At 68.6% G+C, this 13,251-nt stretch carries 15 protein-coding genes and 1 pseudogene; 10 read left to right on the top strand and 6 right to left on the bottom strand.

What is annotated here, in order from left to right; genetic code table 11:
* Positions 1-27 precede the first annotated feature (27 nt).
* Positions 28-1,227: a formate-dependent phosphoribosylglycinamide formyltransferase gene (gene purT / locus J7J50_RS09105; protein ID WP_215056523.1), complete on the bottom strand. Its 1,200-nt coding sequence runs from the start codon at positions 1,225-1,227 to the stop codon at positions 28-30.
* A 103-nt stretch (positions 1,228-1,330) separates the two neighbouring features.
* Here purT and J7J50_RS09100 point away from each other — a divergent pair, with 103 nt between their 5' ends.
* The 8 genes from J7J50_RS09100 to J7J50_RS09065 all read left to right on the top strand — a co-directional run bounded on the left by J7J50_RS09100 (position 1,331) and on the right by J7J50_RS09065 (position 7,482).
* A complete protein-coding gene (locus J7J50_RS09100) occupies positions 1,331-2,338 on the top strand; it encodes a hypothetical protein (protein WP_215056522.1) in 1,008 nt (335 codons plus the stop codon).
* Between the two features lie 265 nt (positions 2,339-2,603).
* The gene (locus J7J50_RS09095) at positions 2,604-3,467 is read left to right on the top strand and encodes an SPFH domain-containing protein (protein WP_215056521.1); all 864 of its coding nucleotides are present in this window, start codon (positions 2,604-2,606) and stop codon (positions 3,465-3,467) included.
* Positions 3,468-3,477: 10 nt separating this feature from the next.
* Complete coding sequence (locus tag J7J50_RS09090; RefSeq protein WP_215056520.1) at positions 3,478-3,870, top strand: hypothetical protein; 393 nt, start codon at positions 3,478-3,480, stop codon at positions 3,868-3,870.
* The gene (locus J7J50_RS09085; RefSeq protein ID WP_215056519.1) at positions 3,867-4,049 is read left to right on the top strand and encodes an Arc family DNA binding domain-containing protein; all 183 of its coding nucleotides are present in this window, start codon (positions 3,867-3,869) and stop codon (positions 4,047-4,049) included. Before J7J50_RS09090 ends, J7J50_RS09085 begins: the two co-directional genes overlap by 4 nt.
* Positions 4,046-4,225, top strand: a complete 180-nt coding sequence (locus J7J50_RS09080; protein ID WP_057942254.1) for a hypothetical protein — start codon at positions 4,046-4,048, stop codon at positions 4,223-4,225. Before J7J50_RS09085 ends, J7J50_RS09080 begins: the two co-directional genes overlap by 4 nt.
* A gap of 84 nt (positions 4,226-4,309) precedes the next feature.
* Positions 4,310-5,113, top strand: a complete 804-nt coding sequence (locus J7J50_RS09075; RefSeq protein ID WP_215056518.1) for a M15 family metallopeptidase — start codon at positions 4,310-4,312, stop codon at positions 5,111-5,113.
* Positions 5,114-5,192: 79 nt separating this feature from the next.
* On the top strand, positions 5,193-5,957 hold the full coding sequence (locus tag J7J50_RS09070) for a class I SAM-dependent methyltransferase (RefSeq protein WP_215056517.1): 765 nt from the start codon (positions 5,193-5,195) through the stop codon (positions 5,955-5,957).
* A gap of 52 nt (positions 5,958-6,009) precedes the next feature.
* Positions 6,010-7,482: an FAD-binding oxidoreductase gene (locus J7J50_RS09065; protein WP_215056516.1), complete on the top strand. Its 1,473-nt coding sequence runs from the start codon at positions 6,010-6,012 to the stop codon at positions 7,480-7,482.
* A gap of 140 nt (positions 7,483-7,622) precedes the next feature.
* On the opposite strand, the gene J7J50_RS09060 is transcribed toward J7J50_RS09065, so the two are convergent.
* The 5 genes from J7J50_RS09060 to J7J50_RS09040 all read right to left on the bottom strand — a co-directional run bounded on the left by J7J50_RS09060 (position 7,623) and on the right by J7J50_RS09040 (position 12,115).
* On the bottom strand, positions 7,623-8,312 hold the full coding sequence (locus tag J7J50_RS09060) for a DNA-3-methyladenine glycosylase 2 family protein (RefSeq protein WP_215056515.1): 690 nt from the start codon (positions 8,310-8,312) through the stop codon (positions 7,623-7,625).
* Between the two features lies 1 nt (position 8,313).
* Entirely contained in the window at positions 8,314-8,712 is a 399-nt protein-coding gene (locus J7J50_RS09055; protein ID WP_215056514.1) for a DUF423 domain-containing protein, read from the bottom strand.
* Between the two features lie 166 nt (positions 8,713-8,878).
* Positions 8,879-9,961 carry an SRPBCC family protein gene (locus J7J50_RS09050; RefSeq protein WP_215056513.1) on the bottom strand — a complete coding sequence of 361 codons (1,083 nt, stop codon included), beginning with the start codon at positions 9,959-9,961 and terminating at the stop codon, positions 8,879-8,881.
* Between the two features lie 301 nt (positions 9,962-10,262).
* Entirely contained in the window at positions 10,263-10,916 is a 654-nt protein-coding gene (locus J7J50_RS09045) for a response regulator transcription factor (RefSeq protein WP_057942249.1), read from the bottom strand.
* Complete coding sequence (locus J7J50_RS09040; protein WP_215056512.1) at positions 10,913-12,115, bottom strand: histidine kinase; 1,203 nt, start codon at positions 12,113-12,115, stop codon at positions 10,913-10,915. Before J7J50_RS09040 ends, J7J50_RS09045 begins: the two co-directional genes overlap by 4 nt.
* Positions 12,116-12,256: 141 nt before the next feature.
* On the opposite strand from J7J50_RS09040, the gene J7J50_RS09035 reads away from it, so the two are divergent.
* Positions 12,257-12,871, top strand: coding sequence for a GNAT family N-acetyltransferase (locus J7J50_RS09035; RefSeq protein ID WP_215056511.1), 615 nt, complete (start codon positions 12,257-12,259; stop codon positions 12,869-12,871).
* Positions 12,868-13,251 (top strand): annotated as a pseudogene (minC, locus tag J7J50_RS09030) (septum site-determining protein MinC); the annotation flags it as partial. The gene J7J50_RS09035 and the pseudogene minC, both read left to right, overlap by 4 nt.

Here is a 13,251-nt window from a genome sequence, read left to right as displayed (position 1 = left end):
GGGTGCTTCAGTACGATCGGACCGCGCTCAGCGCAGTTCGATCCGCAGTTGCGAGGCCGCTTCGCGCGCCTTGGCGCGGGCGTGGTCGATGTCGGCGCCCAGCGCCAGGGTCACCGCGACGCGGCGATGGCCCTCCACGCGCGGCTTGCCGAACAAACGCAGTTGGGTGTCGGTCTGGCCCAGCGCGGCCTCGACGCCGCAGAACACCGGCACGCCGTGACCCTGCGCCAGCACCGCGCACGAGGCCGAGGCGCCGTGTTCGCGGATGGTCGGAATCGGCAGGCCGAGAATCGCCCGCGCATGCAGGGCGAATTCGCTCAGGTCCTGCGAGATCAGCGTGACCAGGCCGGTGTCGTGCGGGCGCGGCGAAACCTCGCTGAACCACACCTCGTCGCCCTTGACGAACAACTCCACGCCGAACACGCCGCAGCCGCCCAGATCGTCGGTGATCGTGCGCGCGATCTCCTGCGCACGCGCCAGCGCGACCGGATTCATCGGCTGCGGCTGCCAGCTCTCGCGGTAGTCGCCGTCGCGCTGCAGATGGCCGATCGGCGCGCAGAAGGTGACGCCGGCGACGTGGCGCACGGTCAGCAGGGTGATTTCGTAATCGAAGTCGATGAAGCCTTCGACGATGACGCGGCCGGCACCGGCGCGGCCGCCGGTCTGGGCGTAGTCCCAGGCCTTGTCGATCTCGCCGGGATTGCGCACCAGGCTCTGGCCCTTGCCCGAGGACGACATCACCGGCTTGATCACGCACGGCAAGCCGAGTTCGGCGACCGCGGCGCGGTAGTCCTCGACGGTATCGACGAAGCGGTACGGCGAGGTCGGCAGCTTCAGCGTCTCGGCGGCGAGGCGGCGGATGCCTTCGCGGTCCATGGTCAGGCGCGCGGCGCGCGCGGTCGGGATCACCCGGGTGTCGGTGCCGCGCTCGGCGAACTCGCGCTCCAGCTCGACCAGGGTCTGGGTGTGGATGGCTTCTATCTCCGGCACGATCAGGTGCGGGCGCTCGGCCGCGATCAGGGCGCGCACGGCCTGGCCGTCGAGCATGTCCAGCACGTGGCTGCGATGGGCCACCTGCATGGCCGGCGCGTCGGCGTAGCGGTCGGCGGCGATCACTTCCACGCCGAAGCGCTGCAGCTCGATCGCCACCTCTTTGCCCAGTTCGCCCGAACCGAGCAGAAGCACGCGAAAGGCGTGCGGGGACAGCGGCGTACCGAGCGTGGTCATGCGTGCAACCTTGAGGCGAGGGGATGCGCCTAGTCTAACTTTCCATGACGGCCCCGCGGCCGCGGGCTATGGCGACACCGGCCCGCATGCGATGCTGTGAAGCATGCCCTCCTCCCCCGTACGGCACCCTGCGCGTGCCGCCGCTTCCGCCTCCGAAACCGCGCGCGCGCCGGGCGCGGCGCGGCCGTGGCGCTGGCGGACGCTGGCGTTGGCGGCCCTGGTCGCGGCGGTGCTGGGCGGCGTCGCGGCGGTGTCGTGCTCGGGCCGCTCCGGCCCGCCCGCGCCGGGCAGCAGCCAGCTCAGCGGCATGTTGCTGGACCCGCAGTTGTCCGAGATCAGCGGCCTGGCCGCCTCGCACCGGCATGCCGACGTGCTGTGGATGCACGACGACGGCGGCAATCCCGAGCGCCTGTTCGCGGTCGACACCCACGGCGACCGCCTGGCCACGCTGCGCATCGAGGGCGTGACCAAGACCGACTGGGAAGACATCGCCGCCTTCGATCTGGACGGCCGCCATTACCTGCTGATCGCCGACACCGGCGACAACGGCGGCCTGCGCCGCACCCTGCAACTGCATATCGTGGAAGAGCCGGAGAAGATCGAGAACGCGCGGCTCAAGCCGGCATGGTCGATCGCCTTCCGCTGGCCCGACGGCGCGCGCGATTGCGAGGCGGTGGCGGTGGACATCGCGCGCCGCCAGGTGCTGCTGATTTCCAAGAAACGCCAGCCGCCGGAGCTGTTCTCGCTGCCGCTGATGCCGGCCGGCAACGCTCTGCAGACCGCGACCAGGCTCGGCGAGCTGGCCGGCATTCCGCAGCCTGACGCCCAGCTCAAGCGCGACAACCCGATGCGGGCGCGGCTGCAGGGCCAGATCACCGCCGCCGACATTTCGCCCGACGGCACCACCCTGGCGGTGATGACCTACCGCTACCTGCTGCTGTACCCACGCCAGCCGCGCCAGAGCTGGGCCCAGGCCGTGGCCGGCGCGCCGCGGGTCCGCGACCTGCCGTGGCTGCCGCAGGCCGAAGCCCTGGGCTGGGCCGCCGACGGCCGCAGCCTGTATGCGACGGGCGAGTTCATTCCGGCGCCGCTGTATCAGATCGCGCCGTAGGGCCGCGTCGCAGCCCCGAAGTCTTTTGTGGGAGGGGCTTTAGCCCCGAAGTCTTTTGTAGGAGGGGCTTCAGCCCCGATGCTTTTGGCTCCGAAACCGGGATCTGCGAGGTCTGAGCGAAAAGCATCGGGGCTGAAGCCCCTCCCACAACAGCAGCCCTTCCACAAAAGCGGTCCCTCCCACCCCAGCGCCATGCCGACGAGCGGTCGAACACATCTGATATCAATCTGATATCAATATCTCAGACAACGACCGAGCCAACGCCATGAAAGAGAACCCGACCCAGTCCCTCCCCGGCATCCCGGTGCTGCTGGGGTGCCTCGCCGCCGGCGCGCTGGCCGCCTCGGGATTTTTCGGCGGCGTCGCCAGCGGCCACGACCTGGGCGTCGTGCTGTCGCTGCTGCTCGGCGCCAGCACCTTCTTCGTTCTGTTCGGCCTGTACAAGATCGAACCCAACCAGGCCGCGGTGCTGAGCCTGTTCGGCCGCTACATCGGCACGGTCAAGGAAAACGGCCTGCGCTGGAACAACCCGCTGTACGCCAAGCGCAAGGTCAGCCAGCGCGTGCGCAATTTCGAAAGCGGCAAGCTCAAGGTCAACGAACTCGACGGCAGCCCGATCGAAATCGCCTCGGTGATCGTCTGGCAGGTCGTGGATTCGGCCGAAGCGGTCTACAACGTGGACGACTACGAAACCTTCGTCCACATCCAGTCCGAATCCGCCCTGCGCGCGATGGCCACCAGCTATCCCTACGACCAGCACCAGGAGGGCCAGCTGTCGCTGCGCAGCCATGCCGCGGAGATTTCCTTGCACCTGCGCCAGGAACTGCAGGAGCGTCTGGCCGATGCCGGCATCAACGTCGTCGATGCGCGCATCAGCCACCTCGCCTATGCGCCGGAAATCGCCCACGCCATGCTGCAGCGCCAGCAGGCCAACGCGGTGATCGCCGCGCGCACGCGCATCGTCGCCGGCGCGGTCGGCATGGTCGAGATGGCCCTGGCCGAACTGCAGAAGAACGGCGTGGTGCAACTGGACGAAGAACGCAAGGCGCAGATGGTCAGCAATCTGCTGGTGGTGCTGTGCGGCGATCGCGGCGCCCAGCCCATCGTCAACGCCGGCACCTTGTACTGAGGACGCGCGAATGAACCTGCCCGCCAACGCATTCATCGTCCCTGGCGTGATGGTGATCAGCGCCATCCCGATCCTGGTCGCCGCGGTCCTGGTCGCGCGCGGCAACCTGCACTTGATCAACGGCCTGGACGCCTCGCGCCTGCGCGATCCGGCGGCGGCCTGCGCGCGCTTCGCGCGGTTGCTGGCGCTGGTCGCCATTTCGATGTTCGCCGCCGCGCTGGGCTACTACTGGGCGCACGGCAATCCGAACCACACGATGATCGTCACCGTGGCGCTGCTGGTCGCGGTCAACGCGGTCGCGGTGGCGATGATGCTGGCGCTGGCCGCGCTCAAGCGCGACTACCGCCCAAGCGGGCAAGGCGACGCGAAAGGAACTCGCAGCGAGCGGACGCGCGGCCGGTGAGCGAAAAAAAAGCCTATCCGCTGCGCATCAGCGCCGACGTCCTCGCCGCCGCGCAGCGCTGGGCCGACGATGAGTTGCGCTCGCTCAACGCCCAGATCGAATATGTGCTGCGCGACGCGCTGCGCAAGAGCGGCCGGCTGCCGCGCCAGGACCCCACGACGCCCGAGGAAGACGCATGAGCCCGCAGTGGAAACACCACGTCACCGAACTGACCTACCAATTGTTCGAGGCGCCGATGCGCGAACGCATCCAGGCCGAACTCGACCAGCGCGGCGCGCAGGGCTGGGAGCTGGTCGCGGTCGAGCACGATCCGGCCATTCTCGGCACGCGCCTGTATTTCAAGCAGCCGGCGTAAACAAATCGTTAGCGCATGAATCGCGGCAGGCTCGCGCGCGCCGCCAATCTGGCATGCCACCGCCGCAGCGGCTAACCTGCCTGCATGCGCGGCCACGGCACTCTCCTGATCAACACGCCCGAGATCGAACTATGGCCGGGCGGCCTGCTGCGCGCGCGCAGCAATCACGATGCGCGCGCGCTGTCGCGCGCGCGCCACGTGCTGCGGCGCAAACGCGACGGCCGCTTCCTCGCCGCCGATCTGCCCGAAGGCCTGTTGCCGCTGGTGCACCGGCTGATGCGCGAGGACGGCATCGACGCCGCGCTCGACGCGCTGGACTGCATCGTCGAATACCGCCGCGAAGGCTTGGTGCGGGTCGGCGAATTGCCGCTGGGCCGGCTCGAAGAACGCCTCGCCGGGTTGGGCCTGGACGCGGACGGCTATGAGTCGCGCACCGGTCTTGCGCTGATCGCCGAACCCGATCGCCTCGCCCTGGCCGGCTTCGACCGTTTCCGCCGCCCGCTGTGGCTGCATCCGGCCGCCGCGCGCGCCTGGACCCACCTGCGCGAAGCCGCGATGCGCGACGGCGTCGTGCTCGATGCGATCTCCGGCTATCGCAGCCACGATTACCAACTGGGCATCTTCGAACGCAAACTCGCACGCGGGCAAAGCGTCGAAGACATCCTCAACATCAACGCCGCGCCGGGTTACAGCGAACACCACAGCGGGCTGGCGCTGGACATCGGCGCGCCCGGCGAGCCGCCGGCGGAAGAATCCTTCGAACACACCGGCGCCTTCGCCTGGCTGCGCGAGCAGGCCGGCGGATACGGCTTCGTCATGAGTTATCCGCGCGGCAACCCGCACGGCATCGTCTACGAACCCTGGCATTGGCGCCATGAGCCGGTCTGAGACCGCCGCGCTGCGCGTGTCATCCGTCGCGCGCCGCGCGCCGACGCACTCCCTTCCCTTTCGTTCGCCCTGAACCATGATGCCGCCCGATACCAGACACTACAGCGACGCCGGCGTACTCGAAGCCTGGCACGAGAACGCCGAACCGTGGACCGAAACGGTGCGCAGCAAGGCGATTGAAAGCCGGCGCCTGGTCACCGACCACGCCATCGTCGATGCGGCCCTGCGTCTGGCGCCGCGCTCGGCGCTGGACCTGGGCTGCGGCGAAGGCTGGCTGACCCGCGCGCTGGCCGAGTGCGACATCCGCGCCTGCGGCGTGGACGCGGTGCCGGCGCTGGTCGAGGCCGCGCGCCAGGCCGATCCCGGCGCGCCGGCCGACCGTTACGCCTGCCTGAGCTATCAAGCCATCGCGCGCGGCGCGCTGGATGCGCGCTACGACCTGGTGCTGTGCAATTTCTCGCTGCTGGGTTTCGAAGTGGTCGCCGAATTGCTCGCCGCGATCCCCGACTTGCTGGCGCCGGGCGGCAGCGTGCTGATTCAAACCCTGCACCCGCCGCTCGCCGGCGGCGACGCGCCGTATCGCGACGGTTGGCGCGACGGCGACTGGACCGGTTGCGGCAAATCCACCGGCGCCGCCGCGTTCGGCGAACCGGCGCCATGGTATTTCCGCACCATCGGCAGCTGGATCAGCCTGATCCGCAGCAGCGGCCTGGAACTGCGCGAATTGTCCGAACCGCTGCATCCGCAAACCCGGCAACCGGCGTCGTTGATCCTGGTCGCGGCCGCGCCGGAGCCGCCCCGGAGTTCCGCTGAGCTGCGCGAACAGCGCGACGGCGCGGACTGATCCGCCGTAACGATCGCAATCGCACCGACACCCGCTGCACACCGGAGAGGCAATGGACGCCGACAGCCGCCGCACCCTGGAACGCTCGCATGCTTCCTGCGCCGATCCGGACCGGCGCAAAGTGCTGCAAGCCCTGGCCGCCTCCGCCGCCCTCGCCGCCGCCGGATGCGCGCGCGAATCGCCCGATCGCGACGAACGCCGCCTGCACGACATCAGCGGCATCGATGAAACCAACGTAGCGCGCGTGCTCAAGCCGGCCTCGGTCGCCGCCGTCGCCGCCGCGTTGCGCGCCAGCCGCGGCGTGGTGTCCATCGGCGGCGCGCGCTGCAGCATGGGCGGGCAGATCGCCTGCGAAAACTCGCTGCATCTGGACATGCGCGGCTTGAACCGGCCGGTCGCGCTCGACCTCGCGCGACGACGCGTGCGCGTGCAGACCGGCATGCGCTGGCGCGACCTGCAGGAACTGATCGATCCGCACGGGCTGGCGGTGTCGATCATGCAGAGCTACAGCAGCTTCAGCATCGGCGGCTCGCTGTCGGTGAATTGCCACGGCCGCTACGTCGGCAAAGGCAGCCTCATCCACAGTCTGCGCGCGCTGCAACTGGTGGACGCCGACGGCCAGATGCATGAGCTCGACCGCGAACATCGCCCCGACCTGTTCCGCGCCGCGGTCGGCGGCTACGGCGGCCTGGGCGTGATCACCGAAGCCGAGTTCGACCTCGCCGCCAATCACCGCATCGCCCGTCGCGCCGAACGCGTGGCTCTGGACGAATACCCGGCCTGGTTCGCCGAGCGCGTGCTCGCCGATCCGGCCAGCGTGCTGCACAACGCCGACCTGCTGCCGCCGCGCTTCGACGCGCCGGTGGCGGTGACCTGGACCCGCTGCGAGGAACCGCTGACGCTGAGCGAACGGCTGGTGCCGCGCGACGGCGACTATCGCCACGACCGCAAGATGATCTGGAGCGTGTCGGAACTGCCCGGCGGTTCGTGGCTGCGCAAGCGCTACTCGATTCAGGAGATGCTGCGCGAACGCGAAGTGGTGTGGCGCAATCACGAAGCCAGCCTGGACATCGCCTCGCTGGAGCCGCGCACGCGCCGTTACTCGACCTATCTGCTGCAGGAATACTTCGTCCCGGTGCCGGCGTTCGCCGCGTTCGCGCGGGCGATGACGCGGGTGCTGCGCGACAACGAAGTGCATGCGCTGAATATTTCGATCCGGCATGCGCCGGCCGACCGGCAGTCGCTGCTGAGCTGGTCGCCGACGCAAGTGTTCTCGTTCGTGCTGTATCACAAGCAGCGCAGCGGCGAACGCGAGGACGCCGTGGCCGGGCAATGGACGCGGCGGTTGATCGATATCGCCCTGGATCACGGCGGCCGCCACTACTTGCCGTATCGGCTGCATGGCACGCGCGAGCAGTTCCTGCGCGGCTATCGCGCGGCGCCGGAGTTCGCCGCGCTCAAGCAGGCGGTCGATCCGCGGGGGCGGTTCCGCAATCGGATGTGGGACAAGTATTTGCCTGGGTGATGGCGGGTTGCTTGGCGATCTGTGCCAAGAGCATCGGGCCTGAAAGGCCCTCCCACAAAAGACCTCGTGGCTTCGAAGTTTGTTGTGGGAGGGCCTTTCAGGCCCGATGCTTTTGGCTCAGATCGCGACAGCCCCCAACCTCAATCCTGCGACCGATCGACCTTCGTCTTCGGCCCATCGGCGATATCCGCGATCCGCCACAGATACAGGCTCGCATAGCTGCGATACGGCCCCCAGCGCTCGCCGGTTTCGGCCAACGCCTTCGGCGCCGGCATCGCATCGAGTTGGTCCACCCGCTGCGCGCCCTTGCGGATGCCCAGATCGTCCACCGGCAGAATATCCGGGCGGCCCAGGCGGAACATCAGCATCATTTCCACCGTCCAGCGGCCGATGCCGCGGATCGGCACCAGCGCGGCGATGATCGCGTCGTTGTCCATCGTGGACATGCGGCGCAGATCGGGGATCTCCCCGCGCTCCTCGCGCGCGGCCAGATCGCGCAGCGCCAGCAGCTTGTTGCCGGACACGCCGCAGCCGCGCAAGGTCGCGTCGTCGCAGCGGCCCAGGGTGTCGAAATGCAGGCGCGTGCTGGCGATCGCGGTCTCGACCCGGCCGACGATGGTCGATGCGGCCTTGCCGCTGAGCTGCTGGAACAGGATCGCCCGCGCCAAGGCATCGACCGGGTCGAACTTCTGCCGCCAGCGCGGATCGGTCGGGATCGGCCCGTTCTCCAGCCGATCCACTTTCTTCATCCACGCCCCGAGCTTACGGTCGCGCTTGCTCAGGTACGCATGCGCGGTCGGCGCGTCGAATCCACGGACATGTCGCGGCATCTCAGCGCCTCAATGCGTCGGCGGCGTACGCCAGCCAGGCCAGGATCATCAGACTGCCGCCGAACGGCAGCAGCGCGGTCGAGGTATTGAGGAAATACGCCGCCGCCAGGCCGCCGGAAAACACCGCCACGCCGATCAGCACCGCCAACAGCGCCAGCCGGGTCAACATCCGCCGCGCCGACGGCGCCAGCGCGGCCAGGGCGATGCCGTGGCCGAAGGCGAATACCGCCGCGGTCTGCAGGCGCGATTGCGAATGCGCGTCGGCGACGTGGGCGGCATAGGCCGACAGCGCGATCGCGAGCGCGGCCAGCAGCGCGCCGGCGGCGACGAGCGCGCGCGCCGACAGCGGCGGCGATTCGGGCGAGCGCCCGTGGCGGGATTCGGAAGCGGGAAGATTCATGCGGGCGGACGCGGCCGGATCGTGGAGCGGCCCACGATAGCAGCCGCGGCCGCGCGCGCCGACCGCCAACGGCGCTATTGCCGGCGCATGCAACACAAAAAAACGCGCCGCGGATAGCCGCGGCGCGTTTGGATGGCGAACGCCGCGCAAGCGGCGTCGCGGGGTCTTACTTGACCGGCCAGTACACGTCGAACTGGCCCAGGGCCGGATCGAAGCTCTGGTCGATACCGGCCTTCCAGGCCTCGTACGGACGGTCGCTGGTGGCGTAGCCGCGGGTCAGCGCCCAGGCGCGAACGGCGTCGCGCACCGGCGGCAGCGCGGCGATGTTGTGGCCGCCGCTGGTGGCGACGACGACCTTCGAGGCCGGCAGCAGCGACGCCTTGACCGGACCTTCGACCTTGACGTCGATCGCGGTCGCCTCGGTGCTGGTGTCGCCCTTCTTGCGCACCACCTGGACGGTGTCGAAGTCGTAGGTTTCGCTGCCGAACTCGTTGGTCACCACGCGGATCGGACCGACCGCCTCCAGGCCGTTGGCGGCGATGACCTTGTTGATCCATTCCATGTTGGAGTGGATCTGGGCCTTGATCTTGTCGTTGTTGCGCTCGACCGCGGCGTTCACGCTGAGAATGTTCTCGGCCGGACGATCGATGACCTTGGGCGCGTTGGCCGGGTCGGTCTCGGACAGCTTGGAGTAGTCGTAGTTCGGCACGGTCGCGAGCAGGTTGCTCAGCTGCGCCAGACCCATCTTCATGTCTTCGCCGACGTTGCTGCTGACGTACAGGCCCGAATAGCGGCCCAGCAGGTTCCAGCCGTAATCGACGTCGTAGGTCTGAGTGATCTCGACGTTGCGATTGTTCTTGCCGGTGGGCCTGAGGGTGAACTCGCTGCGCTTGTTGTCGCCGCGTTCGGGGTTGCTGATCTTGTAGCCGACCAGCTTGCCCGGCTCGCTCTTGACGATTTCCCAGCTGCCGTTGCCCAGCGCGCGTTCCTTGGACGAATACTCAAGACGGGCGCCCACGCCCTCTTCCTTGCCGACGAGCTTGATCTCCATGGCGGGATCGCGGCGTGCGAGCGGGTTCCATTCCTTGAAGCGACGCATGCTGTTCAAGGTGTCGAACACGATGGTCAGCTTGCGGTTGGTCTCAACCGAGTGCGACAGATGGCGGCTCGCCGGCAGCACGATGCCGACGATCAGGAACAGCGCGGCGACGATCGCCAGGGAAATCAGGATCTCGATCAGACGGGTCATTCAGGTTCTCCAGGGCCGGGCCCAGGTCGGGCCAGGGGCGCAGACCCACAATCGTAGCAAGATAAATACCGGCAGGGGCAGCCGTCACAGCCAAGAAAGATCATCGAAGCGTCCGCGATCCCGGTTTGGCCGCGAAAAGCCTTGAACTTGACGGCTTTTTGCCGGCTCGCGCCGGCATTCGCAAGCGTACGCACGCGCCGATGCACAAATCAGGACAAGCGCCGCGGGCCACCGGTGCGCGCGAATGCGGCGGATCGCTCGGCCGTCGTGCGCCGCGGCGGCCCGGGCCGCGAGCGCCGGATCAGACCAACTGCAGCTCGAACGCCTTGAGCACGGCCCGGGTGCGGTCGCGCACGCCCAGCTTGGACAGGATGTTGGACACGTGGTTCTTGATCGTGCCCTCGGCCACGCCCAGCGAATTGGCGATCTCCTTGTTCGAGAAGCCGCCGGCCATCAGCCGCAGGATCTCGGTCTCGCGCTCGGTCAGCGGGTCCGGGCGGTCCAGGCTGACGAAATCGTTGCGCATGTGCTCCAGGCCCGAGAGCAGGCGCTGGGTCATCGCCGGCTGGACCAGCGAACCGCCGTCGGCCACGGTCTGGATCGCGCCGACCAGTTGCTCCAGCGACACGTCCTTGAGCAGATAGCCCTTGGCGCCGGCCTTGAGCCCGGCCAGGACCAACTGGTCGTCGTCGAAGGTGGTCAGGATGATGGTCGGCGGCAGGTAGCCCGAGCGCGCCAGCGCCTGCAGGGCCTCCAGGCCGGACATCGCCGGCATGCGCATGTCCATCAGGACCACGTCCGGGCGAATCGTCGGGATGATCTCGACCGCCTGGCGGCCGTCGCCGGCCTCGGCCACGACCTCGATGCCTTCGGCCAGGGCGAGCAGCGAACGCACGCCTTGCCGGACCAGGGTCTGGTCATCGACAAGCAACACGCGGATGGGGGTGGACGTCATGTCAGAGCTCCTTCGCGGACCATGGCGGCCGCGGTGGCGGGCAGAGTCAGATGCAGGCTGAAGCCGGCGTCGGCCCGGGTTTCGATACGCAATTGGCCGCCGTACTGCTGCAACCGCTCGCGCATGCCGCGCAGGCCGTTGCCGGCGATCAGGTGATCGGCGCCGCGGCCGTCGTCGCGCGCGCTCATGAGGATCTGTTCGCCGCTGCGGCGCACATCGATCCACAAGTGCTGCGCGCCGGCATGGCGCACGGTGTTGGTGACGATCTCCTGGGTGCAGCGCAGCAGCACGTGGGCGCGCTCGGGATCGTCCAGGGTCAGGGGCGTTTCGATGTCCATGCGGATGTCCAGCGCCGGTACGTTTTCGGCCAGCGGGCGCAGCGCCAGCGACAGGTCGATGGCGCCGTTCTCGCGCAATTGGCTGACCGCCTCGCGCACGTCGGTGAGCAGCAGCCTGGCCAGAGTATGCGCTTGCTGCACATGCTCCTTGACCCGGCCTTCGGACAGATGGCCGGCGACTTCCAGGTTCAGGCTCAGCGCGGTCAGGTGGTGGCCCAGCAGATCGTGCAGTTCGCGCGAGATGCGCGTGCGCTCGTTGATGCGCGCGCTTTCGGCCAGCAGCGCGCGGGTCGCGCGCAGCTCGGCGTTGAGCCGGCGCTGGTCCTCGCGCGCCTGGGCCTGCTGCATGGCCACCAGCGAGCTGACGAACACCAGGCTGGAGAAGCCGGCATAGGCCACCGACTGGACGATGGCGACCATCAGCGGCTGGCCGATGGCGATCACGAACACCGGAATGATCGACAGATTGCTCAGAATCAGCCACGCCACCCCGATCCGCAGCGGCAGCAGCCACGGCAGCAGCCCGGCCACCACCATCAGCAGAATGCTGCCGATGCCGCTGTTGGAGTAGTAGCCAACCCCGATCGCGCAGGCGGTCAGGACCAGCAGCAGGGCGTGGTCGGCCGGTCCCGGCCGGCGCTGGCCCAGGCCGCGGCTGGCCCACCAGTAGACCGCGCCGAAGGCCAGGTGGATCGCCACCCAGCGCAGGATCAGCAGGAAAAAGGTGTGTTCGCTGCCGCCGGGCAGGGACGACGCCGCCTCCGGCTCCAGCCACATGATCACCAGCCAGCACCCCGCCATGCCCCAGGTGAACAGCCCGGCGAAGCGCATGAGTTGAGTAGGAGTGAGGCGAGCGAGCATGAATGCATGCTAACGGCATGGGCCCTCCCGCGGAGCCGTCCAGAAGTCATGCACTTGGCGTTCGCGGCAAAGGGATGCCCGTGCGATAATCGGGCCGCCGGCACGGAACGCGTGCCGGTTTTTGAATACTTGGAGCGTGGAATGTCGATCGTCGTCCGCGACGTGCGTGAGCACGAGCTGGATTCCGTCCTTGCCCTCAACAACGCCGCCGGACCCGCGATCCTGCCGCTGGATGCGGCCCGTCTGCGTCATTTTTTCGATACCGCCGAGTACTTCCGCGTCGCCGAGCGCGACGGGACCCTGGCAGGTTTCCTGATCGGCATGGGCGCCGGCAGCGATCACGACAGCAGCAATTTCCGCTGGTTTCTTGAGCGCTACCCGGATTTTTTCTATATCGACCGCATCGTCGTCGCCAGCCGCCGCCGTGGCGGCGGTGTCGGCCGCGCGTTCTATGCCGACGCCCAGAGCTATGCCGAGCTGCGTTACCCGCAGCTGGCCTGCGAGGTGTTCCTGGAAGGCGGCAACGACCCAGCCCTGCTGTTCCACGGCAGCTTCGGCTTCCGTGAGGTCGGCCAGCACGTCATGCAGGAGGCCAGCGTGCGCGCGGCCATGCTGATGAAACCGCTGTGCAGCTACCCCTGGGTGCGCGACACCTACGGCGACGCCCTGCCCGAGGCCAGCTGGCTGACCCGCCCGCGCGTGCCGGTGGCCCGCGTCCAGGCCGACGCGCCGCGCCCCACCGGAACCTGCCCGTGAGCGTGGCCGTGGATTACGAACAGGCCGGCGAACTCAAGATCGGCCAGGTCGGCATCGCCAACCTGCGTATCCGCACCCTCGACGTCGAACGACTCACCGAAGAAATGCGCAGCCGCGTGCAGCGCGCGCCGAACATGTTCGGCCGCGCCGCGGTGGTGATCGATTTCGGCGGCCTGAGCCACACCCCCGATACCGCGACCGCGCAAGCGCTGCTCGACGGCCTGCGCGCCGCCGGCGTGCTGCCGGTGGCGCTGGCCTACGGCACCAGCGAGACCGACCGCCTGGCGCAGGCGCTGGGCCTGCCGCTGCTGGCCAAGTTCCGCGCCTCCTACGAGCGCGGCGAAGCCGGCGCGGACGCACCGGCCGCGCCGGCGCCCAAG

This window comes from Lysobacter sp. ISL-50, from assembly GCF_018612875.1.
Lineage (GTDB): Bacteria > Pseudomonadota > Gammaproteobacteria > Xanthomonadales > Xanthomonadaceae > Lysobacter.
This window is presented reverse-complemented; position numbering and strand designations above follow the sequence as displayed.

What these genes read in the sequence shown, in the direction of transcription:
- J7J50_RS09090 (WP_215056520.1), top strand. Translation starts at nt 3,478, where the DNA reads ATGAACCTGCCCGCCAACGCATTCATCGTCCCTGGCGTGATGGTGATC.
- J7J50_RS09060 (WP_215056515.1), bottom strand. Translation starts at nt 8,312, where the DNA reads ATGCCGCGACATGTCCGTGGATTCGACGCGCCGACCGCGCATGCGTAC.
- J7J50_RS09080 (WP_057942254.1), top strand. Translation starts at nt 4,046, where the DNA reads ATGAGCCCGCAGTGGAAACACCACGTCACCGAACTGACCTACCAATTG.
- J7J50_RS09065 (WP_215056516.1), top strand. Translation starts at nt 6,010, where the DNA reads ATGGACGCCGACAGCCGCCGCACCCTGGAACGCTCGCATGCTTCCTGC.
- J7J50_RS09100 (WP_215056522.1), top strand. Translation starts at nt 1,331, where the DNA reads ATGCCCTCCTCCCCCGTACGGCACCCTGCGCGTGCCGCCGCTTCCGCC.
- J7J50_RS09040 (WP_215056512.1), bottom strand. Translation starts at nt 12,115, where the DNA reads ATGCTCGCTCGCCTCACTCCTACTCAACTCATGCGCTTCGCCGGGCTG.
- J7J50_RS09045 (WP_057942249.1), bottom strand. Translation starts at nt 10,916, where the DNA reads ATGACGTCCACCCCCATCCGCGTGTTGCTTGTCGATGACCAGACCCTG.
- purT (WP_215056523.1), bottom strand. Translation starts at nt 1,227, where the DNA reads ATGACCACGCTCGGTACGCCGCTGTCCCCGCACGCCTTTCGCGTGCTT.
- J7J50_RS09075 (WP_215056518.1), top strand. Translation starts at nt 4,310, where the DNA reads ATGCGCGGCCACGGCACTCTCCTGATCAACACGCCCGAGATCGAACTA.
- J7J50_RS09050 (WP_215056513.1), bottom strand. Translation starts at nt 9,961, where the DNA reads ATGACCCGTCTGATCGAGATCCTGATTTCCCTGGCGATCGTCGCCGCG.
- J7J50_RS09095 (WP_215056521.1), top strand. Translation starts at nt 2,604, where the DNA reads ATGAAAGAGAACCCGACCCAGTCCCTCCCCGGCATCCCGGTGCTGCTG.
- J7J50_RS09035 (WP_215056511.1), top strand. Translation starts at nt 12,257, where the DNA reads ATGTCGATCGTCGTCCGCGACGTGCGTGAGCACGAGCTGGATTCCGTC.
- J7J50_RS09070 (WP_215056517.1), top strand. Translation starts at nt 5,193, where the DNA reads ATGCCGCCCGATACCAGACACTACAGCGACGCCGGCGTACTCGAAGCC.
- J7J50_RS09055 (WP_215056514.1), bottom strand. Translation starts at nt 8,712, where the DNA reads ATGAATCTTCCCGCTTCCGAATCCCGCCACGGGCGCTCGCCCGAATCG.